Consider the following 24,904-nt stretch of genomic DNA (forward strand, 5'->3'; position numbering starts at 1 on the left):
ATTACGTGCAAAGTGCGACATCAAGAGCCACGTTAAGGATCTAACATGAATATAGAACTGACCCCTTTAGAAGCCCGTGTGATCGGTTGTCTCATCGAAAAAGAAGTCACGACACCGGACTATTATCCACTGACACTCAATAGCTTGACAGCGGCCTGTAATCAGAAAAGCAACCGTGAGCCCGTTATGGCGCTTAGCGACTCAGAAGTGCGTGACGCGGTCGATAGCTTGATTGCACGCCGTTTGGTCAGTGACGAAAGTGGCTTTAATAGTCGCGCGAATAAATTCCAACACCGTTTTTGCAACACTGAATTTGGTGATTTGAAATTAACCGATCAAGAAAAGGGGCTGGTGTGCTGCCTACTGCTCCGTGGTGCGCAAACGCCAGGTGAACTTCGCTCTCGTACCAATCGACTGGCTGAGTTTGCAGATGTGAAAGAAGTAGAAGCGCTGCTCGACAGCATGGCGTCACGCGAGGAGGGGCCTCTTGTGGTTAAGCTCCCTCGTGAGCCTGGCAAACGTGAATCTCGTTATCAGCATCTATTCAGTGGCGCTGTCGATATCGACGTTATTCATCAAAGCCCTGTTTTGGCGCCGGCAGCCGGCGATTCTGACGCACTGCAACGCATCGAGCAATTAGAGCACGAAGTCGTAGAGCTCAAAGCCTCCCTTGAGGATCTGAAAGAACAACTTGCGTTATTGACGTCATAAAAAATGACGACAAGCGATAAGGAAGCTCCGTGCTCGGCGTGGTACGTCTATTTTGTCCGTACCCGCTCAAACTCACTGTATTGTGGGATAACCACAGACGTCGAGCGCCGATTCTCCGAGCATTGCGGCGGAAAAGGCGCCAAGGCGCTGAAAGGAAAAGGACAGCTAACCCTTGCCTGGTCGAGCTATGTCGCGGACTCACGCAGTCAGGCCAGCAAGGTCGAAGCGCGGTTAAAGAAACTGAGCAAAAGCAAGAAGGAAGCAATCGTATCTGGTCACTTGTTATTCACTCAGGCGATTGATGCTTGATAAATAAAAGATTTACCTGATGGTTTGTAATATTTTGTATTAACCTTAGAGATGAAATCATACTAAAGGTTGATATGGATATGAGACTAACAACGAAAATTTCATCAGTGGCAATGTTAACAGTACTTTCGTTATCAGCGAACAGTGCGACGTTTGTCGCGGACGCTCGCGGCAACGGTATGGGCAATACAGGCGTCACGAGCGCTGACTACCTGCTCGGAGCGTTTTATAACCCTGCTTTAGTGGCCGTTCATCGTGAAAATGACGACTTTGGTTTATTGCTTCCATCGATTGGGGCAAACGTTCGAGATGGAGACGAATCGCTCAAAGTGATTGACGATTTGCAAGACACGATAGACCGCTTTGACCCGAATAATCCAGATCCTGCAACAGAGGATCAGCTCAACGCCTACTTGGATCAATTGGCGGATGATAAACCATTAGGTGTGAATGGTGGCGCTGGCGCTGCAGTTGCGTTTCCCATCAACACCCTCTCAGCAAATGTCTTTGTGCGCGGTTACGCGGATGTAATAGGCAAAACCAACATTGCTGACGATTCAGACACTCAGGCCCGTTATGAGAACTCAACTGTTAATTTGTGGGCCTTTGGTTACACAGAGGTGGGTGTGGCTCTTGCAAAGCGCATCACGCTTGGTAGTCAAGACATTGCCATAGGTGTCACGCCGAAATACCAAGAGTTGAAGACCTATAAAGATACGATTTCCGTCGAAGACTTCGATATTAGTGACTACGACCAAAGTGAAAACAAGCAGAGTCACTTCAATATGGACCTCGGCTTTGTCTGGTTCTATCAAAACTTGCGTTTAGGCATAGCAGCAAAGGATCTGTTTAGCAAAGATATCGAAACTTTAGATGGCCTCGATAAATACGCGTTTAATACCCAGGTGACCGCTTCGGGTTCTTACGTATCAGACTATTTTGTTGCGGCATTGGATGTTGATCTTACCAAACAAGAGCGTTTCGAAGTATCTGCTCTAGGTGTAGAGGATGATACCCAGTTTGTGCGTTTCGGTATTGAAGGCAACGCATTTGGCTGGGCACAACTGCGTTTAGGTTACCAAGTTGATCTAGAAGAGACGTTAGACGATTCAGTGACGGTTGGCTTGGGTATTAGCCCCGGTGATTTAGTCAGTCTTGACCTTGCTGGCAGTTACGCGGGCGACAACCAATTTGGCGCCTCTGCAAACTTGGCATTTACCTTCTAAAATATACTGTTAGGACTGATCAAACAAACGCTTGTTTGATCAGTCTTTGAGGTTAACGTGGCGACAAAAGCGTGTTACTGTACAAAAGCTCGTTAAACGGCGTATTTGGCAACAGTTGGCTAGAGTATAATGAGAAAAAACAATAACCTAATAAAAAAGCTTGGTGCAGGCTTGGTGCTGTTTTCTGTGGTTACCACAGCGCAGGCCACGCAGGTATTAGATGGGTATTGGCAATATGATCAATACTTGAACGAATTTCCAACACAGCGAGTGCTAACCGAATCTCTTGGGGAGGCAGTGCGAAACGCGCCGGTTCCACTAGCGGCTAAGCAAGAGAAACCGATTTCTATTTCTGTTATCTATCCTGGTCAACAAGTGTCCGATTATTGGGTGCGTAACATCAAAGCTTTTGAAATGCGCTTAGATAGGCTGGGCATTCGTTACGAAATCAATCAGGTATTTACCCGTCCGAATGCGGATGTTCGTCAGCAGAGTTTGTCATTACTCGAAGCAGTACAAAGTAAAACTGACTATTTAATCTTTACCCTTGATACCACTCGACACCGAAAGTTTATTGAACACGTACTGAGTTCGACCGACACTAAACTCATATTGCAGAATATCACTACACCAGTTCGGGCTTGGGCCGATCAGCAACCTTTTTTGTACATCGGATTTGACCATGTCAAAGGTACTGAGGTTTTAGAACAACACTATAAAGAAGTCACGGACAAGCAAAGCCGTTACTCAGTGCTCTATTTTTCTGAAGGCTACGTCAGTGATGCGAGAGGTGATACCTTTATCGAGGCGATGAGTCACCATGACAATTATGTGTTGTCTTCATCGTTTTACACTCAAGCGACTCGTGAGTCAGGCTATGAAGCGGCAAAACTGGCTTTAGAACGCGACCCTTCGATTGAGTTTATGTACGCATGTTCAACCGATGTGGCACTTGGTGCATCAGATGCGCTTAAAGAGCAAGGGCGAGAGGATATCTTGATCAATGGATGGGGTGGAGGTAGCGCCGAATTAGATGCGCTTGCCGATGCTCATTTGTCGTTTACTGTAATGCGCATGAATGATGATACTGGCATCGCGATGGCAGAAGCGATCAAATGGGATCTTGAGAGTAAACCTGTTCCGCAAGTATACTCCGGTGATTTTGAATTGGTCACAGCAGGTGACGATTCCGAGCGTGTGCGGTCGCTAAAGCAGCGCGCATTTAGGTACTCAGATCAACGATGAGTAAAACCGTGAGTCGTAGCAAGCACAAACTTGCCACCTTATTGACTAACTCAATTTTCTTGACCATTGTGTTTTTAACCATGGTCATGCTGGTGCAAAACTACCAAGTGAATCAACAGGTGGTTGAGCAAGAAGTGGCGCGTTCCAAGCAGCAAACTCAGAGCCTTGTTCAGGAAAATTTCAATTACCGCTTGAGTGCACTTGAGATCCAGCAAGACAGCTATAGCCTAAACGATGGTTTGTTCGAGGCTGTTGCGCGAAAAGACGACGACGCCGTCATCCGCATTTTTGACGGCATTGACCAACGCACCCCCAGTCTTGCACCGGATTTTCGATTTGTCGCCTCGCGTAATCAAGTTGTCTGGGCGGATTACAATTTTCAATTTTATGGTATCACCCAAGCGCAGATCCAACACCTCCATGATGAGACGGTGGCAAGTCGTGCTTGGCGTTTAGAACAATTGCCCACGCCACTTGGCGTGCGTTATGTCCTGCTTCGGCGCACCGCCATTGTTAACTTAGATACTGGTGAAGTGTTTGGCCACGCATACATCGCTGTAGTGTTGAATGACAACTTCTCCTGGGTCAACTCGATACTTAAAGCAAGTAACGCCAATGATTTGATGTTTGTCGTGGGTTCAGACATTATCGCATCGAGTACAAAAAACAGCGATTTGCGCCATATAGATTGGCTTGCCGCTGCCACAAAGTCATTCAATGCCAGTGAATTTACGGTGTCAAAAACCGATCTAACCATCAACGAGTCGCCCACTTATTTATCGGTTTATACCATCCAGAGCAATGAACACATCATGTTGTTTGTTAAAACACGCTACATCTGGATGGTTGTGATAGCCGTACTCATTGTGGCGATTACGGTATCGACACGCTATTGGATTGGGCGTCGCTTATCGAGCGAACTGCAAACTTTGATGGATTACACCGAAAGCACATCAGAGTCGATGACACTCGAGCCCTTTTCGGGGTCCACAATCAAAGAGTTTGACCACATAGGTCATGCCTTTCAAAGCTCGTTTCAACGTATTCGTCAACAGGAGAAGCAATTCACTGATTTGTTCAACTTCTCTCTCTCTCCAATCATGCTATGGGACGTCAATGGGGAGTTGATTCGTATGAACCCCTCTGCAGAGCGCGCATTTCGAGAGAGCAGTCGCGCCAGTGACGGGGGAGCAAGCATGGTTGAGTGCCTTACCCCTCACATTCGAATGTGCGCTAAAGGCGCAACGCTCACCGGCATTAATACCACCATAGGCACTAAGACGTACCGGTGGAATCTGTCTCCCATTCATGTTGATAACACAGAGCTACAAATCATGGCTCAAGGTCAAGACGTGACGAGCCTGATTGAGGCCGAAGAGCAGAGTAAGCGTGCCCGAGAAGAGGCCCTTGAATCAGCGCGTGTGCGCGCCGATTTCCTAGCAAAAATGAGCCATGAACTACGCACGCCACTCAACGGTATTTTAGGGGTTTCACAGTTACTCAAACATAAACTCAAAGAGCCGAGCAATATCGAGAAAGTCGATGTGCTATGTAATAGTGGCGAGCACTTGCTGGCGGTGCTAGATGATATTTTGGATTTTTCCAAAATTGAGCGTGGAAAATTTAACATCGAACGCATTGATTTTAAGCTGAGCGAGCTCACCAGTGCGGTCGACAATATTTTTAGACCACTATGCCAAGAAAAAGGTATCGGTTTTGTTGTGGAAAGCAATTTCTCTGACCAAGTTTGGGCGCACAGTGATCAAGTTCGTTTGAATCAAATACTGTTTAATCTCGCTAGTAATGCGGTCAAGTTTACACATGACGGGCAGGTGACGGTGCGTATCCACCTAGTGGGTGACGAAGACGAGCAGTTACTCGAAATCGTCGTCGAAGATACCGGAATTGGTATTGACGGTGAACGGCTGAAACACATTTTTGAGCCGTTCGTCCAAGCTGAATCGACGACCACTCGCGAATACGGAGGTAGTGGCTTAGGTTTAGCCATTGTGCATAGCTTAGTGGAAATGCTCGATGGTACCGCGGATATTGAGAGTACCAAGGGCGAGGGGACGATCTTTTCTGTTCAACTGCCTATCCAAACCAAAATTGCCGATGAAAAACAAGCACAAAGTGGGTTGCAGTTTGATCCGAAAGCCTTGTTCGATCGCGCGCTCTCAGTATTGCTTGTCGAAGACAATCATACCAATGCCTTTATTGCCAAAGCCTTTTGCGAAAAGTACGGCATGGAAGTGACGTGGGTAAAAGATGGCTACAATGCCCTTGAGTTGTTGCAAGCTCAGGCGTTTGATTTGGTATTGATGGACAACCAACTGCCTAACCTCGGTGGTATCGAAACGACGGCAAGGATTCGCAGTGAACTCCAATTAACCGTGCCTGTTTTTGCTTGTACCGCAGATGGAATGGAAGATACGCGCAGAGCCTTTGAACAAGCTGGGGCGAATTACGTCATCGTCAAGCCGATTAAAGAGTCGGCATTGAATGTTGCGTTCCACTACTTTAAACAACATTTCTATACCTAGTCGAGGTGAAGCAGCCACCCTATTCATTTGGTAGGGCGTTTAAAACTTCGAATGCAAATGCGCTTGTTCTAGAAACAACGTCTTTAACTCTTCAGTTAGCTCAAGTTCAGGGCTAAATTTTATGCCTAATTTATGCCCCGACTTTTCCTTGTTGATACTGACAATGGAGTATTTGGGCGGCTTAGGCAAGGTTTTCGATAGGTCATTGTGCAACTCTATGGCGCTGCTGGTGGAGAGTTCGTTTTCACCAGTTATAAACACCGCACAGCCTGAAACAGATACGTCGACGATCGTTGCTTGATAGCTGACGTTGTTTGAGCGTATCTCGACAGGCATATGAACAGAGAACCGTTCATGATCGCGGATGGTTTTGGTGGCGAAATGACTAGGCTCACGGACGCACAACATGTGGCAAGGTTGATTCAGTTTGCACATCACAGACGATTTAAACGCAACCACATGGCCGAGTTTACTGGCGGTGATTCCTCGAACAATCACTTCAGTGTTGGTCAATTTTCGCATGATCAGCGCTTCGGCGGCCTTTTGAGGAAAATCTAAAACGAAGAATTGAGATTCTTTATGGCCAATGTAGCTCGATGTAAAGCTAAACTCATCGTTGGGGCCAAAATTGAGTGTGACAGACAGTTTCACTCCTGGTCTAAGCAGTGTGTACAGTTCGTCGAGCGTTTCGTGGGTGTGAGTCATAGGTATCATGTAACTCTGTATCATGTTTCTTGTTAATCACTATAATGAAACCTGATACATAATAAAGCCGCAATCGCGAAAAATATGACACCGATTTGTGATGCTATTACACAGCGCCCTCATAAATAGGCGCATCCTGTTTGCAATGACAAATCGCAATATAGTCACTGATGGCGTCAATTTGCTCTTGAGTGCACAATAAATGCAATTTTGAGCGGCGCGTCAGTACATCGTCTGCTTCATACCCCATCTCTGTGGTGATGAGAAAATCGATTTCTCGTTGATAGACACCTGGCGCAAACTTCATTCCCAAGTCTTGCTCTTTTTGCGCATTACCAAGAAGTAAGAAGACGCGCGAACCATAGGCTCTTAACCAACGATTGAGTGTATATGAATCGAGATAGGGAGCCTTGGTCTGAAGTGCGGACTTCGCATCTTTCCAATCAAAATCTAAACCACCCGGTAAAGGTGTCTCTGCTGTCCAAGCCGGTAATACCTCCAAATATTGACTGAGCTGCTCCATTGCCGCTTCAGCCAGTTTTCGATAAGTGGTCAGTTTCCCGCCAAAAACGGACAGTACAGGCGCATCGCCATTACGCCCATCAATAGATAGCGTGTAATCACGAGTGATGGCTTGGGGTGAGTCGGACTCATCGTCACACAGTGGTCTTACGCCGCTGTAGTCTGAAATGATGTCTTGAATCGACAGTTGGTGACGAAAATGTCGGTTTACTACGTCGAGGAGGTAATGTTTCTCTTCATCGGAGATCGCGACGTTACGTGGATCTCCTTGATATTCGACATCAGTGGTCCCTATGATTGAAAACTTCTCCATGTATGGAATAACGAAGACGATGCGTTTATCTTCGTTTTGCAGAATATATGCTTGAGATTCATCGTGAAGTTTTGGCACGATGATATGCGACCCTTTAATCAGGCGGATGCCATAGGGCGAAGTGACGTTCGCTTGCTGAGTGAGAAATTCTCTCACCCAAGGACCTGCTGCATTAACCAGTGTTTTACTTAGACGCTCGTGTGCGACGCCGGTGCGTTTATCGTAGAAAGTGACGCGCCATAAGCCCTTGTCTCTGACTGCTGAGGTCACTTCACAATAGTTGCTGACTTCGGCACCATTTTGTTTCGCGTGAAGAATATTCTCAATCACCAAGCGTGCATCATCCACCCAGCAATCGGAATACTCAAAACCGCTCTTTATGTCGGCCTTGGTAATGCTCTGGTTGTCGAGCATGATCTTTTTGCTCGCGGGTAGGGTGGTTCTTTTGCCAATGTTGTCGTAAAGAAACAGCCCAATTCGGATCATCCAAGCCGGCCTTAAAAATGGTCGATGCGGTAAGCGAAAGCGCATTGGGAATGCGATGTGGGGGGCTTTCTTGAGCAACACTTCACGTTCGGCGAGCGCTTCCGAAACTAAACGAAACTCGTAATGCTCTAAATATCTCAGCCCGCCATGAATCAGTTTTGAACTCGCAGAAGAGGTAGCACCGGCAAAGTCTTGAGCCTCATATAGCCCAACCTTTAACCCACGGCCTGCTGCATCCGCAGCTATGCCAGCACCATTGATTCCGCCACCAATGACGATAACGTCCAACGGTTCATGGGGGGAGTGTGTCAACAAGCTTGCGTCCATTAATTTTCTCCAAAATGCTCATTCGCTCATTATTGTGTTCATTTAATCACGAAAAAACAGGTTCGAATAGAGATGAAATGAAAAAAGTTTGAATATGATCCAATCAGACTATCGAACGAATAAAAAAAACCTCGGCTGAGCCGAGGTCCTAAAACTTTTCATCAATGAGTGGCGTTTATTTTCGGGCGAGTTTTTGATGGGCTCTTGAGAAGTGATCCGCACAGAATGCACCGACAATGGAAAGCTCACCCGCCAGGCAAAGTGCGGCGGCCATTTCAGCGAGCGCTTTTGCGTGGCCAGCACCATACAGCCCGAGAATTTCCAAGCAGGCTCTTTGGCTCGGCAGGCCAGTCCCACCGCCAACGGTACCCACCATCAAGTTTGGCAGTGTGACGCTAGCATAGAGGTCGCCTTGTGAGTTGACTTCCATTCGAGTCATTCCGATGGCGGATTCAGCGACGCAAGCTGCATCTTGCCCACATGCGATGTACAAAGCCGCCAGCGCATTCGCATAGTGCGCATTGACGCCAATACTGCCAGACAACGCAGCGCCAGTTGTGGTGACTTGTCCAAAGCGAGCCATTTTTTCCGGCGTCGTATGCAAGTAGCGCTCAACCAACGCGCGTTTTATCGTGACTTCTGCGGTCACTTTTTTGCCTCGTACATGGCGTAGAGTGTAGTTATTGGCTTTTTTATCCCCTGACAAATTGCCGTCGAGAAACGCTTCTTTGGGTTCTATGGGGGTGGTCTTGAGGATGTGGTGATAAACCTCATTGGTCGCGATAGTCACCATGTTTTGCCCACTCGCGTCGCCCGTGTGGTATTCAAACACCAAGTAGACGTGGTTCCCCTCAATATTGACATTGATATCATGCAACTTACCGTGAGAGGTCGTGGTCTCGGCAATGTGTTTGAACTGTTCATATTGGGTGGTGACCCAAGCGACAAACTGGCCCGCCTCAGCCAGTGTTTCAAATACAAACACCGGCGTGCGTGTAACGCCTTCGTTGAGCAGCATTGCGCTGGCCCCGCCCGCCTTAGTGATCAACTGAGCGCCCCGGTTGTATGACGCGACAAGAGCGGCTTCGGTGGTCGCCAGTGGAACCAAATAGTCGTCTTGTGCGTGTAGGCCATTTACCCGCAACGGGCCGGCGATGCCTACCGGGACTTTTACCGTGCCGATGAAGTGCTCGATATTACGGTCAAAAATGGCACAGTTTTGCTCAGTCTGATCATCAAGCAACAATGAGCGGTCGGTGAGCGCCGAGAGTGTTTTCCACCGTTGGTTTAGCGCTTTCTCGGAGATGTAAGGGCTCGGCGTCAATCGGCGTGACGGTTTTCCTTCTCGAGGCGCAAGTTGTGAAGTTAAGTCATACTCCTCATCTTGCGTCTGGAAAGGCGTGTAGGTGTTCGGGGTGGCGTGATTCATTTTGGGCATAGTGATAAACGTACAAAAATAGTGATAAACGTACAAAAAGTGTTAGGCATTCTAACGGGGTGAGGTTTGAACTCAACACTGCATCAAGAAGCAGCGAAACAGGATAGAGGAAAATGGGCAACTGGCTGCGCGAGTTGGCTTTGGGACAAGGTCTTACACATGGATATCTAATAAGGTTCCAATCATATCTTGATCGCGTTGAATGACATTCGTACCGATTTTGCTGTATTGCTCCGCTTGTGTCAGCTCGGCGAGCGGCTGGATGTGGTCAATTTCCGGTGCTTTAAATTCGACCTTATTGAATTCGAGGGATTTGTCTTTAAGTGGGATCGGGGCATTGGTCTTGTTGTTGATCTCGAGCGCAGCCTCTTCAACCATGCGAGATGACTGGTCGATGATATGATAGCCAGATTGTATTGCTGAAACAGACATAAGCGCCTCCACTTACTCTAAGCTTAAGGTGTCTGCCTGCATTGAGCAAGTTTGATTACGAAAAGAGGCTTGTGATCATATCCAGCTCATCATCTGAGATAATCGATTCACTAGGATGATCCAATTTGGCGTTGATATCGCCAAGAAGTGCGCGTAACTGCTGAGGTGATAGGCTCTGCAGCTGCGTGCGGATAATCTCAAATTGTTGTGGTGACATATTATTAACCCCACTTAGCATCATGTGCTCAAGTTCAGTTGTGAAAGAGATGTCTCCGTTCATCGTCTTACGCCTGTGCGAAAATTCATACAAATCGTAAGGAATTGTGCTGTTTTTTTGTCCGAGTTTTGTCAGGAAAAGTGAGATGACAGCAATTTCATGACTCTGTATTAGTGGGGCTTATCACTCTTACGCTGAATTTATTAGTCAGTGAATGCAACTCAGGAATCATTCGATAGATTAGGTGCAGCTGTTGCAACACGAGACGCACCGAATTATCGTCTTCTTCACGCCACTCACTTAGCCTAGAGGTAATCGTCGGATCTTCCGCAATCATAAAGTCTTCAGCGTAAGGTTTACGATTTAAACGCATGCGCAGCAGTTCAAGATGCTGGTGAATCAGCCGGTGGGTATCCAGAATCAATACATGCGTTTGTTCGTTGTCGATGCGGGTACGGTGCGCGCCTAACGCTGAGACATAACTCAGCAGCGCATGGTTTAAGGTTAAAAAGCGGAAACTCTCATCTACGGCGCTTCGATAGCGCCCAGGCTCTGCGAGCATGGTCGATATAGCGGCAGTGAGGTTCGCGTCACTATTGTGCGCCGCTCGTCGAGCGATTCGGTAGGCCAGATTGTCTTTTTTACCCACGCGATATTGGCCAATGATTTGGGCTAAATATGCTTGATTCGCAGCGATAGCTTCTGCCATCACGGTGTGCAATCGTTTAGACTGCCAATCCGGGAGAATATACGCCACCGCGCCAACGGCGAGTAAGCAGCCTATGATCGTATCCGCGAGACGAGGGAGCACTACGGCGTAGCCTTCTCCTAGTTGGTTGAAGCTAAACAGAACTAAAACGGTAATAAAGCCTGTCGCGTAGCCATAATTCGCCAAACGAAAGGCAAAGAAGGCGACACCCGATGCGACAATCAGCACCAACTGACTCTCTTGCGAGGGGAAAAAACTCAGCAGTGGCACACCAACCAAAAGACCAGCAATGGTACCGACCACACGGCCAATCAGTTTTTGTCGAGTCGTGCTGTAGTTGGGTTGGCAAACGAACAACGTGGTGAGCAAAATCCAGTAGCCATGGTCAATATCGAACGCTTGGATGATGCCGTAACCCACCGTTAATGACAGAGAAAGGCGTAGCGCGTGGCGAAACAGAATCGAGTCACTGTTGAGGTTGGATTGTACCCTCTGCCACATCGATTTGAGCGTGTGCGCTTCGGTGTCATCCAATGCATCTTCTTCGGGTTTTGTGGTGTCTGGGTTGCTGACGTTGGCGAGCAGTTTTTCCACCATGGCTAAGTTGTTAAACAAGTAACCAAGCTGCGCGAGCAGAGGTTTCCATGTGGGGTGATTTTGCGCTTGGAGGTGCGCCAATGAGTTTTGCAGTTCATCCAGTGCGATGACTGAATCCGTATCGTGTTGATACGCTTTGCCAGTCATGATGGCTTGACTGATGCGCTGACATGCCTGTTTTTGCGTGTCAATAAGGTGTTTGAAACGAAACAAAATATCGGAACGCTCAAAGTGTTGCGCTAATTCTTGGTAACGATAGTGGCTCGAACTTAACCGCTCATGGATATCTTGCGCAATAAAGTAGATATTAAGAAAACGGTCGCTGGCGCTGTCCACATGGCCACGTTTTGAGCGGCTGAGCAGCGTCGATTTGCACTGATTGAGCGCAGTGACGGTCGCCGCATTGCGTTTGGCCTCTTCGATACGCATCGGTTGTGGATTCAAATTGGTCACTGGGTGAAACAATTGGCTTTTCAGATCCAGGTAATGGCTGAGTTGATAAAAAACGGTGGATAAACTTTGTTGTACCGGTTGCAACGGCCAAATTGCAAACCAAACCATAGAAACCAGGAAATACCAACTCGCACCAGTAAGCAGTAATATCGGTTGGAACCAACTATCACCACTTTGGTCAATGCCGAGCATGGTGTAGATAGCGATCAATAACGAGCCAAAGGCGATACTTGCGTAGCGACTACCGATTGCGCCAAGCATGATAAAGCCAAATGTCGAGGTGAACAGACCCAGAGCGAACAGCCAAGGCGTATCAAACAACAGCTCTATCGAGAAGGTGGCGATGGCGAAACAGATCAAAGTGAGTGTGATGGACTTTAACCGCCCAACAAAGCTATTGTCGGTTTCAGCCAGCGCCGCCGCGATGATACCAAGAATTAGTGGGACTAATAGCGTCTGCTGCTGCCAATACCAGGCAGGCACTACCGCGCCAAGCAGCGTGATTAAAATCAGTAAACTGTTATTAAACGTTCGGTTCACCCACAGGAGGCGAAGTTGGTGCAAATAGGGCACGGGCGTCTCTTCTTGGTTAGCTTTGGGGTAAACATTACCACCGACTCTATGGTAACTAACTGATCGAGGTAATGAAATAGGTCTGTTCGATGCGCAAATGACCCGCCCAGCCCTTGACTTATGTAGCAAGGTTCTGAAAAGTAGGGGCATCGCATTAACGTTTAGAGTTTGCGAGTTGATTATTGACGCCAAGGAACCTTGTGACATGCAGTTAAGTGCATCCCCATCCGCTACATTTTTTACTCAAAACGAATACCACCACGTCGAACTGGGCGAGCAGGAGTTGATTCTACGATCTGAAACGAAAGAAACTCGGGTGCCTTTTCGTGTTTGGGATGGGCGAGTTAAAGTCAAAACGGGGATTGTATGGAGTGGGCTCGAGTTTTATAGCCACATTGATGGCGGTAAAGAGCGTCGTTGGATTGTTCAGGGCCTTAGCCCTAAAGCGTGTCGGCAATTCGCGCTGCACGCGGTGGCCAGTTATGAGCAGTGGCACGCCACTCAGTGCCACCAGCTCAACCAGTATGTGCCAGAGTGGGAAGAGGCAATCGATCGTCAATTGCGTCGACCTACGTTCTTAAGGCAGTCAATGTTAGCGGCGTGGAATACGAAAGTGATGGACGATTTAGCTTGCATGCGCATGACACTTGAAGAAGCTGAGTTGCGGATGCCAAAGCGCTTAGCGCCACTGCTACCGTGGATTGAAGAGACACAAATGTCGCTCCAAGCGCGCAATCATCAATGGATGGAAACCGAACTTGAGAATTGGGAGGTACTGTTTTCACGCATCGAGTCCTCGCCGCTTAACCTCTCTCAACGCCAAGCGGTGCTACTCAATGATGACAATAACCTGATTTTAGCCGGCGCGGGTTCGGGTAAAACCAGTGTATTGACGGCGCGAGTGGCCTACTTGCTGCAAAGTCATTTGGCGCAAGCCGATCAGATTTTAATGCTGGCGTTTGGTAAAGACGCCGCGAGCGAAATGAAACAGCGCCTTGAGAGTAAAATTGGTCTGAGCGCTGAAGGGGTGGAAGTCAGCACATTTCATAGTCTAGGACTGAAGATATTAAATGATGTTGAATCCAGTCGCGTTGAGATTTGTCCCGTTGCGGTGGACGATAAGTTGCGTCACGGATGGTGTGTCGACTGGTTGAAAAAGCACTGGATGACGCCGACCAACTTTAAGCGTTGGCAAAAACATTTGGTCAAGTGGCCCATCGCCTATTTGGCCGGGGATGATGAGTTAGGCAGTCATGTTGAAAACCCTAAACTCATCGCCTGGCTAGAGAAACAGTTGAGTCAATTGGCTGCAATGGGTGTATCGAAGAAAGAGCTGCAGCAGCGATTGGTTGAGCACCCTGACTACACTCGTTTGAATAGCGAACTCTCTTTGGTGTGGCCTTGTTATCAAGCTTGGCAGCAGATGCTGAAAGATCAGCAGCAAGTTGACTTCAATATTATGATTTCAAGAGCCGTCGACTATGTGAAGAAGGGCAAGTTCCGCGCGCCTTGGAAATACATCATGGTGGACGAGTATCAGGATGTCTCTCCCGAACGTCTTGCTTTGATTGAAGCGCTGTGTACGCAAGTGGAACCCAATGACGAGGAAGATGGCTGCGCGTTATTTGCCGTCGGCGACGATTGGCAGTCCATCTATCAATTTGCTGGATCTGACGTTTCGTTGACGACGGGGTTTAGTGAACGCTTCCAACATGCGACTATTCACTATCTCGACACCACTTACCGTTTTAACAATCAGTTGGGCGCGGTTGCAAATCGATTTGTGCAGCAAAATCCAGAGCAGTTGCAAAAATCACTCAATAGCCACAAACAACAAAAGAGCAAAGCGGTGACACTGGCACCTGCAGGTCAAGTGGAAAAAATCCTTGATCAACTTGATCGTAACGCCAAGCAAACAACCCAAGTGATGTTACTCGCCCGAAATCACTATCATCGCCCTGAACTGCTCGACGATTGGCAGAAACGGTTTCGACAATTGTCGATAGAATTTATGACATGTCACGCGAGCAAAGGACGTGAAGCCGACTTTGTGATTATATTAAATGTGGATGAAGGGCAGTTTCCAGCTCGAGTGAAAGCGCTCCATTTGGACGGCGCCTTGACACAATCACAAGAAAGCTACCCGTTTGCAGAAGAACGGAGACTGTTCTACGTCGCGCTTACACGCGCAAAGAAAAAGGTTTGGGTAACCTTCAATGGCAGTGGTTCGAGTTTTGTCAAAGAGCTGCTTGAAGAGGATTACCCGGTCAGTATTGTGAAATAGCACCACGAGGAGTGGACGATGGAGTTTTGTATTGCGCTCACCACCACCAACAGTCAAGCGCTTACTGAGCGAATCATAGATGTGTTACTTAAAGAAAGGCTTGCCGCTTGTATTCAAACCATGCCCATTGAGAGTCACTATGTCTGGCAAGAGCAAGTGTGTCGTGACAACGAAACCTTACTGGTGATCAAAACGACTCAGAGCAACTACGTTGAAGTTGAACAAAAGGTGGTGGAGTTGCACGATTACGACACTCCGCAAGTCGTGCAAGTGCCCATTGTCGATGGTTTCAACCCTTATCTCAGTTGGCTTGAGGCAAACACTCGTCGTTGAACGGCCATCAGAGCGAGTGCGCTTAACGCGCCCAAGGTGTCCATCAGCATGTCTTTTTGTGCATCCCATATATCACCTTGGGAACCGAGAAAGGCGATGCCCTCATCGCCACCCGCCAATTCTGCGTACCACCACTCAATGATTTCATAGCCCGCTGCCAGTGACATTATTGAGAATAGGGCAAAACAGGCAGACAGCCCCCACGGTAGCTTGCGTTTTCTCATTAGGTATTCCGTTATCGGGTAGGCGTAAAGGCCGATAGAGAAATGGGCAACGCGGTCAAAGTGGTTTCTCTCTGAGCCAATGAGTTGGTTAAACCAGTCAAAGGGGACCTCAGCAAACGTATATTTTGCACCAATCGTGTGTAATACGAGCCAGACGAACATCAGAATGTAGGCCGTATGGCTAAATACGTAGCGCTGGGATAACCACCAAACAATCGCCAGTATCGCCACGGCAGGCACAATTTCAGCCAACCAAACATGAATTGAACTTGGGTCAATGACAGAAAATAGAAACACCGCACTGTAGATTGCAGTGAGAAACTTCAGGGTTTTTAGGTGTGTTGTACGTATGTGTGTTGTACGCATAGTCGCTTACTATTTGATTGATATGCTACTGTTTTATCATTAAATAAAACGCTGTTCAATTGCAACTTTCATTATGCCGATCTCGCTTTATGTTGAAATTCCGCTTTGCTGCACACTCTTCGTGCAAACACTTACGTTACCTGTCGTCAACATTTGATTTACCTCTAGGAGGCACATAGAATCGAGTCAAATTCTAATAACGAGTAAAGAAAGCATGAAACTGGATACCGTTGATTACCTTGCTGACGATGCCGCAGAGCAATTTGTTCAATCCTTGAGAGAGACCGGCTTTGGTGTGTTAAAAAACCACCCAATTCCGCAAGAGTTGGTCGAGTCAATTTACGAAAATTGGTACCAATTTTTCACCTCAGAGCGCAAAAATGATTTCCACTTTAACGTCGAAACGCAAGATGGTTATTTCCCGCCTAGTGTCTCAGAGGTCGCGAAAGGTCATACAGTAAAAGATATTAAAGAGTATTTTCACGTCTATCCTTGGGGGCAGATTCCTGAGGAGCTCAAAGCACAAATTCTTGATTACTACCAGCGTGCAGACAGATTTGCCCAAGAGCTGCTCGGCTGGGTTGAAGCTCATGCGCCGAAAGAGGTACAGGAGAAATTCTCGATTGCGCTTTCTGAGATGATCAATGGTAGCCAGAAAACCTTGCTACGCATTCTGCATTACCCCCCAATGACGGGCGATGAAGAGCCTGGCGCCATTCGCGCAGCGGCTCATGAAGACATTAACTTGTTGACCGTATTGCCCGCTGCTAACGAACCTGGCTTGCAAGTGAAAAGTAAAGAGGGTGAGTGGATCGATGTGCCTTGCGATTTTGGCAACCTCATCATCAACATTGGTGATATGTTACAAGAAGCATCCGGTGGCTATTTCCCATCGACCACGCATCGCGTGATCAATCCAACCGGCGCTCGCCAAGAGCACTCACGCATTTCACTGCCGCTCTTTTTGCACCCCAAGCCTGAGGTTGTGCTGTCAGAGCGTTACACCGCCGACAGCTACTTGATGGAACGCCTACGTGAGTTAGGGGTCATCTAACCCTATCAAGCTGAGAGAATCGAGTCGCCTTTGGTGGCTCTTTTTTCGCACAGAATAACAGTTGTTGTCTGTTTTACTCGACAAATGGTTGAGGATCCATTTAAGTAAAAGAAAAACCGTGAAAGGATCCTATGGGTAATCAGCAAGCACTCGCGACGTCGTTTCAGCAATACATGGAAAACCCTCTGCTTTGGCCAATCCTCGAAGTGCTACGCAAAAAGCCGTCGGGGTGGAAGGTACACACCTTAGCGGCTCATCTTGGTGAACTCGGTTATATGCCTGAATTGGATCCTTTGCCAGAAAAAGATCTCTTTAAACGCAATTTCTTGATGATGAACGCCCTGTACCAACTGCAAGAGACGCTTTACCCAGATAATTGGCTGCAAGTCCAGGCGATGAATATTGTGCTTTTACCGACGCTACAAAGTCATGGTTTTGCGATTGATACCGATGATCCTTTGCGAGATTACTACACCCAGTGGTCCAATTATGAAGCAGAAGAGGGCGAAGTGAAGCGTCTGCTGAATGAATTTTGGAGTCGCTATCAGAGGTTTCTTGGGGGCAATCATCATGAAGATATGGACCGCTGCAAAGCACTGTCACTCTTTGAATTGCCTCAAGAGGCGACACAGACAGAGATACGAAAAACGTGGCGTAAGTTGGCGCTGAAGTGGCACCCTGATAGAGAGAATGGCAACAGCGAACGATTCCGAGTACTGTGTGAAGCGTGGAATGTACTTCGCCAGTAAAAAGGGATTCTAAGCAGCCAAACCGTGGACAGCAAACCAAGCGGCTGCTGTCCATGTTGTGACCGCGTCACATATTCAACGTTTTATTGACCTTTAAACTGCGATTTGCGCATGCGGTTGAGCGCGGCCATGACGTCCAACACTCGCGGTTTGGCAAGGTCACCTTGATTGGGCATAGTGTGATGCCACTGGTCATTGAGCATTTGTGCCACGTCTTTAGCAGGGTTGGCAGACCAACCAGGACGCTGAGCCAACTGAAACCACAACCAGCCAATCGCGTTCATTTCTGAGCTCGATTCCAACTGCTCAAGAGCCGAAAGGTCGGTAAACTCTTTGCCAAAACGCAGTGAATCGACGCCTTTCGCCGCAACGCGAAACTTGCCGTCTGCCAATACCGCTTGCAAAGCAGAGCAATTCAATTTGCGTGGACGGAAAGTAGCAAGCGCCGATTCGGCTTCATTTTGACGCGTGGTTGGGTGCTCTTGCGTGACAAGTTTCGCTTTTTCAGTCACATCGATGGCTTGGTAATCGTGCATTTGAATCACGGTATCCGCCACATCTAGGTAATCGCCTGAGCCCCCCATAACAACGATGGTTGAGATGTCCAACTCATCACGTAACTGGCCAATGCGATCGACCAAGGGCGTGATCGGTTCATCACCTTTTGCGACCAAAGCCTGCATGCGCTCGTCACGAATCATGAAGTTGGTGGCTGAGGTATCTTCATCAATCAGCATCGCTTTCACGCCAGATTCAATAGATTCTTGTAACCATGCTGCTTGAGAGGTCGAACCGGACGCGTCTTGGGTTGAGAAATGAGCCGTATCTTTGCCCATCGGCAAGTGGTTGATGTAGTTTGACAGGTTCAAGTCATGCACGCAGCGCCCGTCTTCGGCGCGGATTTTCATCGCTTCGCTGCTGGTGACGACCCATTCTCTGCCATCGCCGGCAATGTGGTTGTAAATAGAGCGTTCGATAGCGCTCAGTAGCGTCGATTTGCCATGAAAGCCGCCACCAACGATCAATGTAATGCCAGCAGGAATGCCCATACCTGACACCGCACCGTGATGAGGGGTATGGAACGTCACTTCAAGCGACGGCGGCGAGACAAACGCGACCGCTTCTTTCATTGGCAAGTCAGAGTTACCGGCCAAACGCGGCAGCACGGCGCCATTACCAATAAAGGCGACTAAGCCACGCTCATCCAGTTGATCTCGAATCGCTTGTTGATCTTCCACACCTTGGCAATGTGCAATCAGAGCGGCTTTATCTAACTCGCGCTCAATCGTGGCACGACGGATAAATTTAGGTAGGTGAAAGGTGAGGAGGTTAAGCGCTTTTTTGCCAAGGACACTGCGTCCTTCTGCGGGTAAATTAACCCGAAAACGCAGCTCTATGCCTTCGTCAGTAAACATCACCGCAGTGGAATCCATCACAGTTTGACCCGTTAGGGCGATGCTGATGAGGTTTTCTTGTTTTGCCAGTTGAGCAAAGGTGCGGGCGATAAAGTCGCGTGCCGCAATTTGATAGACAGCAGATTGCTCACGTAGCCAGTCTAAGCCGGTCAACGACCACGGGCGGAGTGCGCGCACTCGTGATGCTGACGCATGCGGGTCGGCTTGAACGTAGTCGATGTGAAAGGTGTAATCGCCAAAGTCGTATTGACCTTTGATTTGCTGATAAGCGCGATAGTTCTGCTTTTCGATTTTTTTAAGGGTGGCGGTTAACTGATCCATGACTGGCTCACTATAGAATTTTGAAAGCGTGGATTATAGAAACCTGGCGGCGCAGAGTAAAGGTAAACTACCGACGAGTAAGGTGCTAGAGGTCAGCGGAACCTAGAGCACTCGCCGCGCGAGGAAGGCACGGCGAGTAGGGGAAGTTACGCCTCTTTTGTTTCGATAAATGGGGCTAAATCGACATCAGCGTGATAATCAATGGCATCAAATCCGAAACCATTCAAATTGAGAAACTCCTGCTTGTAGCCTTGATAGTCACCAAGCTGTTTGAAGTTATCTTGGTTCATCTCTTTGAGTAGGAGCGTCACCTCATCCTGAACGGGCTTGGCCAATTCTAGGTCGTCAATACGTATCAACCGTTCCCCATCAACCTCTACTTTTGCTTGATTGTAGAGCTTGCTTGCATAGAGCCGTTGCATTTGCTCGATGCATCCTTCGTGCACGCCTTGCGCTTTCATCACTTTGTAGAGCGCCAAAAGGTAAGGTGTTAAGCCAGGGATAAATACACTTGCCTTAGTGACCAGCGCCTTGCACACACAAGCGAATGCGCCGCCATCGAAATTGGCTAATTTCAAATTTAATGAATGGCTAGTCTGATGCAAATCGACTTTGGCTCTTCCAAGGGTGCCATCAAGATAGATAGGGTGGGTGATCTCAGGCCCGATGTAAGAAAAAGCAAGCGTTTGACAACCTTGGGCAATCGATTCTGAGTTGATTAAGGTATCCACCCAGGCTTCCCAATCCTCGCCACCCATCACTTTTTGTGTATGATGCGCTTCTTCTTCCGTTGCAGGCTCTAATCGGGTGTTGATCCACGCATCGTGCTCGAGATCGATCGTTGCACCGGTAATCGGTTCAAACATTGGCTTAATGGCTGAGCGCCACACTTCACCGGTGTCAGGGTTAGGCCGCTGGCCGCTGGCGACACTGTAGATAATTAAATCGACTTCGCCTTCAAAATAGGTTTCTATCGCTTCAACGACTTCGTTCTTGATCGCTGAAGAGAACGCATCGCCATGAATATTTACCGCGATTCGTCCTGCCTTTTCAGCATGCTGTTTGAAGAAGTAGTCATTGAAGAAACCTGCGCTGCCTACGCCTTTTTCACTTGGGCTACGCTCAAAGGAGACGCTGATGGTATCAGCTTGAGCCCCGCCAAACGTCAGAGCGATACGCGACGCCAAACCAAACCCTGAAGAGCCACCAATGATTAGCACACGTTTTGGGCCGTTTTTGATCGGCTCTGCTTGTTGTACGTATTGGATTTGACGGAGGAGAGCTTGTTCACAGCCGTAAGGATGCGCACTGCGAGCTACCACACCTTGTATTACTGGTTCAATTATCATGAAACTTTCCTTAGAAACGGACGTTGTCTGATTAACCTAGCGTAAAAATAGGTAAAGTTTATTGAGCCAGACCAATGACAAGTGATTATCTATCGGTATTTACAGAAATTTTACCAGCTCGTTGGCGACAAAATCAGCGATCCAAGGTTGGGCTTCAGGTTTAGGATGCAGTCCGTCGTTCATCATCCATTGAGGCTCTGTGATGACGCCTTCAAGAAAGAAAGGCAGCAGTGGCACATTGTGTGCGTCTGCCACTTTGGAATAAACGGCTGAAAACGCTTGCGTATAACGCTTACCGTAATTGGGCAATACATGGATTTGCATTAAAAGCGGCATTGCCCCTTGCTGTTTGACTTGTTCGATGATGGCCGAGAGGTTGTTTTCGACCACGTTAGGTGGAAATCCGCGCAAGCCATCGTTAGCGCCAAGCTCGATTAATACGTAATCCGGCTGATGCTCACTCAGCAGGCTAGGTATGCGGCTGAGGCCGTTACCTGAGGTATCTCCAGAGATACTGCCATTAATGACCGCAAGATCATGGCCTTTGGTTTTCATTACATTAGGTAACAAGGTAGGCCATGCTTCTTCAATCGACATTTGATAACCTGCACTCAGGCTATCTCCTAAAACCAATAGCTTAGCGCTATATGCGGGTTGAACAAAAACGAGAAAAAAGACCAAGGAAAGTAAACGAATCATGCAAACATCCATCATTCAAGCAACGTCATTATCAAAAATAGTCTCCACTAAACAGGAGCAATTAACAATCCTTGAAGAGGTTAATCTTGAAATCTTTGCCGGAGAGAGCGTGGCGATCGTCGGCACATCCGGTGCAGGTAAGTCCACCTTGATGACGTTGTTAGCCGGTCTCGACACCCCAACAAAAGGCGCAATCCAGCTGCTAGGTAAAACCTTATCAGAGCTGGATGATGAGCAAAGGGCGAAAATACGCAGTGAATCGGTTGGGTTTGTTTTTCAGAGCTTTTTGCTGATACCAAGTTTGAGCGCGTTAGAGAACGTTACCTTGCCATGCTTACTGAAAGGCGAAGATGAAAACATTGAGCGCGCAAAAATGTTGTTAACGTCGGTAGGGCTTGAGCATCGAATGCATCACTCTCCCTCTCAGCTGTCAGGGGGTGAACAGCAGCGTGTTGCTTTGGCGCGCGCTTTCATGATTGAACCGAAAATCCTCTTCGCCGATGAACCGACGGGAAATCTGGATGAACACACCGCAGCGAAAGTGATCGAGCTGTTGTTTGAACTCAATAAACAGCACGGGACGACCTTAGTGCTGGTGACCCATGACAGCGAGCTAGCACGTATGTGCGATCGCACCATAGTCATGTCGGCTGGTCAGATCAAAGGAGAGTAGGAATGGCACACTCTCGTTTAAACTCCCGTCTAGTGCGCTGGAGTGTCAGTGAAATACGTCAAGGCCAGCTCTGGCCGATTGCCGCCGCGCTGACGTTAATTATCGCCTGCATCTTTGCCTTAACCGCTTTAGCGAACCGCATGGAGCAGGTCATCGTCAAACAGGGCAAGCAAGCGTTAACGGCGGATGTGCAGTTCAGTAGCTCGAATCCTCTGCCCGAAACATTGCTACAAAACGCCGGGGCATTGAATATGGACACTGCGCGTCAAACTCGCTTTGCCACCATGGCGTTTAGTGACGCGCAGATGAAGCTGATCACCGTTAAGGCGGTAGAGTCGAACTATCCGCTGCAAGGTGATTTTCGCTTAAGTGATGGCCAAGGGGAAAAAGCACGAGTAGCACCAGGTGAGCTGTGGCTAGACGAGCGTCTGTTTGCCCAGTTAGAGGTCACCATTGGTGACGCGGTCACTATTGGTGATGCCGATTTTACCGTTACAGGACGGGTATTAGAAGAGCCAGGGCTTAGCTTCAATCCATTTCAGCAAATGCCGTCGGTCTTTATCCACATGGATGACATCGATAAGACAGGCGCTATTCAGCTCGGCAGTCGCGTGCGCTACAACCTATTTTTGAATGGCGACGACACCAGCATAGAGACGCTAAAAAGCCGCATTGAACTGACCCCAAGTGAACGTTGGCGAGATCAAAACAGTGCTAGTCGTACCAACGATGTTTTCCAGCGCACTCAGCAATATTTATCTCTCAGCGTCGCGATTGTGGTCATTATGGCCGCTACGACATTGGTACTGACCTGTCAGCATTACGTCTCTACTCGCACCAAGACCATTGCCATGTTGAAAAGCCTTGGCGCCACAAAGCAGTGGATTGTCCGCTGGCTTTCTATTCAGGTCGCGATACTGCTACTGACAGCGAGCGTGCTTGGCTTGCTGATTGGTGTCGGGTTAGAAGTGTTACTCCGCATTCCTCTGGTTGACTTACTCCCGAATCCACTCCCGAGCTATGGCTTGACGCCTGCGCTGGTCGCACTTGCCAGCAGCGTGTGTATCGCCGTACCTGCCCTTGGGATTCCTCTGCATCGCTTAGTGAGTGTCAGTGCGGTCAATGTGATGCAACCCCAAGCAAGCGACGCGGGCCATAAGTCAAAGTGGTTGATACTGGTGCCTGTCGTGCCCATGCTCGCGGCATACTACGACAACATGTTGGTTTGGATTGTCATGCTGGGGATGGTGCTGCTGTTTGTGCTGCTTGGTGCGGTGAGTTTGCTTGTCACCAAGCAGTTAGCCAAAATGCCACTGAGTACGTCATTCAAATTGGCGCTCTCGCGCATCAACCGCTCAATGACGGCAACCGGTTTGCAATTTGGCGCTCTTGGGCTTTCTTTGATGCTGTTGGCCGTGATGTGGCTCGTTCGCACTGATCTACTCTCTGATTGGCAACGTACTATTCCGCCAGATGCGCCGAATGCCTTCGCTCTGAATATCGCACCTTACGAAAGAGAGGCCTATTTAGAGGTGTTGGACCAAAATGGGATCACTCGTTCCGACGACTATCCCATCATTCGGGGCCGCTTGACGAAAATTAATGGGCAAGATGCGAAAGAAGCCTCTGATGGCGGAGAAGGCAACGACGCGCTGCGCCGTGAGCTCAATTTTACCTACGCCGAGGGGATTCCTGCACACAACGAGTTGCTTGAGGGTGAGTGGACTGAAAAAGGCGGCGTCTCCGTTGAGTCGGATGTCGCTAGCGATCTGGGTCTAGCGATTGGTGATGAGCTTGAGTTTGTGATTAACGGCCAAACGATAATTGCGATGGTGAATTCCGTGCGTGCCGTAGAATGGCGTGATATGAAGCCTAATTTTTACTTCATTTTTACGCCGGATGTGCTAGAGCAAATCCCAGCGACGTTTTTGGTCAGCTTTCGCGTCGACGACCAACATGACGGGTTGCTCAATACTCTGTCAAAGGCGCACCCAACGGTTAGCTTGATGGATATTCGGCAAATGGGTGAGAAAATCCAATCGCTGCTTGAGCAAATCGTTTGGTCGATTACCTTATTGGCGGCACTTGGCGTCTTGGCAGGGTTACTTTTGATCTTTACGTTGCTGAGGCTAAGTCTGTCACAACGTAAATCAGAGATGCAGCTCTACCGAACGTTAGGTGCGAGCCGAAAACGGGTCACGCGTACCATTTGGGCGGAATATGGCTTGATGGCATTGATCGCTGGTTTGATTGCCGCACTCGGGGCAGAAGCCGTAGTCGGTGGGATCATTTACTTCGGTTTTGATCTCACCCCAAGCTTGCATTATTTGTTGTGGTTAACCATGCCCATCATCACGTTTTGCACACTGGCGTTGGTTGTTTTCAGTATGATTAAAAAACTGTTAGCCCCTATAAATAAAGAGTTTAGCTGACGCTGTTCGGGTCAAGTTATTCAGTTATCCACAAAAACGGTGGATAAGGTTTGGGATAACTTGACCTGTAGATAACTCACTAAATCGCGCAACGCTAGGAAAGTTCAAGCATGCAGCAAAGTTGTTATTCACAGAATCGATTTTTCTATGAGTTCCAATTTTTCAGTCAAGCATTTTTTTCAACTTTTTATGATGAAAA

At 48.2% G+C, this 24,904-nt stretch carries 21 protein-coding genes; 11 read left to right on the forward strand and 10 right to left on the reverse strand.

The genetic code is table 11. The features are described from left to right. Nucleotides 1-45: 45 nt before the first annotated feature. The 5 genes from AC6R0R_RS00435 to luxQ all read left to right on the forward strand — a co-directional run bounded on the left by AC6R0R_RS00435 (nucleotide 46) and on the right by luxQ (nucleotide 6,034). On the forward strand, nucleotides 46-711 hold the full coding sequence (locus AC6R0R_RS00435) for a YceH family protein (protein ID WP_500625291.1): 666 nt from the start codon (nucleotides 46-48) through the stop codon (nucleotides 709-711). Nucleotides 712-714: 3 nt separating this feature from the next. Next, nucleotides 715-1,020, forward strand: coding sequence for a GIY-YIG nuclease family protein (locus AC6R0R_RS00440; RefSeq protein ID WP_500625292.1), 306 nt, complete (start codon nucleotides 715-717; stop codon nucleotides 1,018-1,020). Between the two features lie 80 nt (nucleotides 1,021-1,100). Continuing rightward, nucleotides 1,101-2,246, forward strand: coding sequence for a conjugal transfer protein TraF (locus tag AC6R0R_RS00445; RefSeq protein WP_500625293.1), 1,146 nt, complete (start codon nucleotides 1,101-1,103; stop codon nucleotides 2,244-2,246). Between the two features lie 129 nt (nucleotides 2,247-2,375). Continuing rightward, on the forward strand, nucleotides 2,376-3,491 hold the full coding sequence (locus AC6R0R_RS00450) for an autoinducer 2-binding periplasmic protein LuxP (protein WP_500625294.1): 1,116 nt from the start codon (nucleotides 2,376-2,378) through the stop codon (nucleotides 3,489-3,491). Beyond that, on the forward strand, nucleotides 3,488-6,034 hold the full coding sequence (gene luxQ / locus AC6R0R_RS00455) for a quorum-sensing autoinducer 2 sensor kinase/phosphatase LuxQ (protein ID WP_500625295.1): 2,547 nt from the start codon (nucleotides 3,488-3,490) through the stop codon (nucleotides 6,032-6,034). The genes AC6R0R_RS00450 and luxQ overlap by 4 nt, the downstream gene beginning before the upstream one ends. Nucleotides 6,035-6,073: 39 nt before the next feature. On the opposite strand, the gene AC6R0R_RS00460 is transcribed toward luxQ, so the two are convergent. The 6 genes from AC6R0R_RS00460 to yccS all read right to left on the reverse strand — a co-directional run bounded on the left by AC6R0R_RS00460 (nucleotide 6,074) and on the right by yccS (nucleotide 12,806). Further along, nucleotides 6,074-6,739 (reverse strand): PilZ domain-containing protein, encoded by a 666-nt coding sequence (locus AC6R0R_RS00460; protein ID WP_500625296.1) that lies wholly within the window; start codon nucleotides 6,737-6,739, stop codon nucleotides 6,074-6,076. A gap of 106 nt (nucleotides 6,740-6,845) precedes the next feature. Continuing rightward, a complete protein-coding gene (gene glpD / locus AC6R0R_RS00465) occupies nucleotides 6,846-8,387 on the reverse strand; it encodes a glycerol-3-phosphate dehydrogenase (protein ID WP_500625297.1) in 1,542 nt (513 codons plus the stop codon). Nucleotides 8,388-8,562: 175 nt separating this feature from the next. Continuing rightward, on the reverse strand, nucleotides 8,563-9,825 hold the full coding sequence (locus tag AC6R0R_RS00470) for a hydroxymethylglutaryl-CoA reductase (protein WP_500625298.1): 1,263 nt from the start codon (nucleotides 9,823-9,825) through the stop codon (nucleotides 8,563-8,565). 153 nt (nucleotides 9,826-9,978) lie between these two features. Next, complete coding sequence (locus AC6R0R_RS00475; protein ID WP_500625299.1) at nucleotides 9,979-10,257, reverse strand: hypothetical protein; 279 nt, start codon at nucleotides 10,255-10,257, stop codon at nucleotides 9,979-9,981. Nucleotides 10,258-10,312: 55 nt separating this feature from the next. Then, nucleotides 10,313-10,537 (reverse strand): hypothetical protein, encoded by a 225-nt coding sequence (locus AC6R0R_RS00480; RefSeq protein ID WP_334551826.1) that lies wholly within the window; start codon nucleotides 10,535-10,537, stop codon nucleotides 10,313-10,315. A gap of 94 nt (nucleotides 10,538-10,631) precedes the next feature. Then, the gene (gene yccS / locus AC6R0R_RS00485; RefSeq protein ID WP_500625300.1) at nucleotides 10,632-12,806 is read right to left on the reverse strand and encodes a YccS family putative transporter; all 2,175 of its coding nucleotides are present in this window, start codon (nucleotides 12,804-12,806) and stop codon (nucleotides 10,632-10,634) included. Nucleotides 12,807-13,011: 205 nt separating this feature from the next. Here yccS and helD point away from each other — a divergent pair, with 205 nt between their 5' ends. After that, the gene (helD, locus tag AC6R0R_RS00490) at nucleotides 13,012-15,090 is read left to right on the forward strand and encodes a DNA helicase IV (protein WP_500625301.1); all 2,079 of its coding nucleotides are present in this window, start codon (nucleotides 13,012-13,014) and stop codon (nucleotides 15,088-15,090) included. Nucleotides 15,091-15,108: 18 nt separating this feature from the next. Then, the gene (gene cutA / locus AC6R0R_RS00495) at nucleotides 15,109-15,423 is read left to right on the forward strand and encodes a divalent-cation tolerance protein CutA (RefSeq protein ID WP_500625302.1); all 315 of its coding nucleotides are present in this window, start codon (nucleotides 15,109-15,111) and stop codon (nucleotides 15,421-15,423) included. Here cutA and AC6R0R_RS00500 read toward each other — a convergent pair. Then, entirely contained in the window at nucleotides 15,387-16,013 is a 627-nt protein-coding gene (locus AC6R0R_RS00500; protein WP_500625303.1) for a DUF2238 domain-containing protein, read from the reverse strand. The two genes, cutA and AC6R0R_RS00500, sit on opposite strands and share 37 nt — an antisense overlap. Before the next feature lie 214 nt (nucleotides 16,014-16,227). Here AC6R0R_RS00500 and AC6R0R_RS00505 point away from each other — a divergent pair, with 214 nt between their 5' ends. Together AC6R0R_RS00505 and AC6R0R_RS00510 are read left to right on the forward strand one after the other, a co-directional pair. Then, nucleotides 16,228-17,067, forward strand: a complete 840-nt coding sequence (locus AC6R0R_RS00505) for an isopenicillin N synthase family dioxygenase (RefSeq protein ID WP_500625304.1) — start codon at nucleotides 16,228-16,230, stop codon at nucleotides 17,065-17,067. 131 nt (nucleotides 17,068-17,198) lie between these two features. Beyond that, on the forward strand, nucleotides 17,199-17,816 hold the full coding sequence (locus tag AC6R0R_RS00510; RefSeq protein ID WP_500625305.1) for a DNA-J related domain-containing protein: 618 nt from the start codon (nucleotides 17,199-17,201) through the stop codon (nucleotides 17,814-17,816). Nucleotides 17,817-17,899: 83 nt separating this feature from the next. On the opposite strand, the gene AC6R0R_RS00515 is transcribed toward AC6R0R_RS00510, so the two are convergent. The 3 genes from AC6R0R_RS00515 to AC6R0R_RS00525 form a co-directional block, all read right to left on the reverse strand. Continuing rightward, nucleotides 17,900-19,552 (reverse strand): P-loop domain-containing protein, encoded by a 1,653-nt coding sequence (locus tag AC6R0R_RS00515; protein ID WP_500625306.1) that lies wholly within the window; start codon nucleotides 19,550-19,552, stop codon nucleotides 17,900-17,902. Between the two features lie 146 nt (nucleotides 19,553-19,698). Then, entirely contained in the window at nucleotides 19,699-20,901 is a 1,203-nt protein-coding gene (fabV, locus tag AC6R0R_RS00520; protein WP_500625307.1) for an enoyl-ACP reductase FabV, read from the reverse strand. Nucleotides 20,902-21,000: 99 nt separating this feature from the next. Then, nucleotides 21,001-21,600 (reverse strand): arylesterase, encoded by a 600-nt coding sequence (locus tag AC6R0R_RS00525; RefSeq protein WP_500625308.1) that lies wholly within the window; start codon nucleotides 21,598-21,600, stop codon nucleotides 21,001-21,003. On the opposite strand from AC6R0R_RS00525, the gene AC6R0R_RS00530 reads away from it, so the two are divergent. Continuing rightward, the gene (locus tag AC6R0R_RS00530; protein WP_334551835.1) at nucleotides 21,599-22,273 is read left to right on the forward strand and encodes an ABC transporter ATP-binding protein; all 675 of its coding nucleotides are present in this window, start codon (nucleotides 21,599-21,601) and stop codon (nucleotides 22,271-22,273) included. The two genes, AC6R0R_RS00525 and AC6R0R_RS00530, sit on opposite strands and share 2 nt — an antisense overlap. 2 nt (nucleotides 22,274-22,275) lie before the next feature. After that, on the forward strand, nucleotides 22,276-24,705 hold the full coding sequence (locus AC6R0R_RS00535) for an ABC transporter permease (protein WP_500625309.1): 2,430 nt from the start codon (nucleotides 22,276-22,278) through the stop codon (nucleotides 24,703-24,705). Nucleotides 24,706-24,904 lie beyond the last annotated feature (199 nt).

Source organism: Vibrio sp. R12-SW3-ISO1 (assembly GCF_059834005.1).

Bases quoted from the DNA above. Each gene is read 5' to 3' on its own strand.
- AC6R0R_RS00435 (WP_500625291.1), top strand. From the start codon at position 46: ATGAATATAGAACTGACCCCTTTAGAAGCCCGTGTGATCGGTTGTCTC.
- AC6R0R_RS00440 (WP_500625292.1), top strand. From the start codon at position 715: ATGACGACAAGCGATAAGGAAGCTCCGTGCTCGGCGTGGTACGTCTAT.
- AC6R0R_RS00445 (WP_500625293.1), top strand. From the start codon at position 1,101: ATGAGACTAACAACGAAAATTTCATCAGTGGCAATGTTAACAGTACTT.
- AC6R0R_RS00450 (WP_500625294.1), top strand. From the start codon at position 2,376: ATGAGAAAAAACAATAACCTAATAAAAAAGCTTGGTGCAGGCTTGGTG.
- luxQ (WP_500625295.1), top strand. From the start codon at position 3,488: ATGAGTAAAACCGTGAGTCGTAGCAAGCACAAACTTGCCACCTTATTG.
- AC6R0R_RS00460 (WP_500625296.1), bottom strand. From the start codon at position 6,739: ATGACTCACACCCACGAAACGCTCGACGAACTGTACACACTGCTTAGA.
- glpD (WP_500625297.1), bottom strand. From the start codon at position 8,387: ATGGACGCAAGCTTGTTGACACACTCCCCCCATGAACCGTTGGACGTT.
- AC6R0R_RS00470 (WP_500625298.1), bottom strand. From the start codon at position 9,825: ATGCCCAAAATGAATCACGCCACCCCGAACACCTACACGCCTTTCCAG.
- AC6R0R_RS00475 (WP_500625299.1), bottom strand. From the start codon at position 10,257: ATGTCTGTTTCAGCAATACAATCTGGCTATCATATCATCGACCAGTCA.
- AC6R0R_RS00480 (WP_334551826.1), bottom strand. From the start codon at position 10,537: ATGAACGGAGACATCTCTTTCACAACTGAACTTGAGCACATGATGCTA.
- helD (WP_500625301.1), top strand. From the start codon at position 13,012: ATGCAGTTAAGTGCATCCCCATCCGCTACATTTTTTACTCAAAACGAA.
- cutA (WP_500625302.1), top strand. From the start codon at position 15,109: ATGGAGTTTTGTATTGCGCTCACCACCACCAACAGTCAAGCGCTTACT.
- AC6R0R_RS00500 (WP_500625303.1), bottom strand. From the start codon at position 16,013: ATGCGTACAACACACATACGTACAACACACCTAAAAACCCTGAAGTTT.
- AC6R0R_RS00505 (WP_500625304.1), top strand. From the start codon at position 16,228: ATGAAACTGGATACCGTTGATTACCTTGCTGACGATGCCGCAGAGCAA.
- AC6R0R_RS00510 (WP_500625305.1), top strand. From the start codon at position 17,199: ATGGGTAATCAGCAAGCACTCGCGACGTCGTTTCAGCAATACATGGAA.
- AC6R0R_RS00515 (WP_500625306.1), bottom strand. From the start codon at position 19,552: ATGGATCAGTTAACCGCCACCCTTAAAAAAATCGAAAAGCAGAACTAT.
- fabV (WP_500625307.1), bottom strand. From the start codon at position 20,901: ATGATAATTGAACCAGTAATACAAGGTGTGGTAGCTCGCAGTGCGCAT.
- AC6R0R_RS00530 (WP_334551835.1), top strand. From the start codon at position 21,599: ATGCAAACATCCATCATTCAAGCAACGTCATTATCAAAAATAGTCTCC.
- AC6R0R_RS00525 (WP_500625308.1), bottom strand. From the start codon at position 21,600: ATGATTCGTTTACTTTCCTTGGTCTTTTTTCTCGTTTTTGTTCAACCC.
- AC6R0R_RS00535 (WP_500625309.1), top strand. From the start codon at position 22,276: ATGGCACACTCTCGTTTAAACTCCCGTCTAGTGCGCTGGAGTGTCAGT.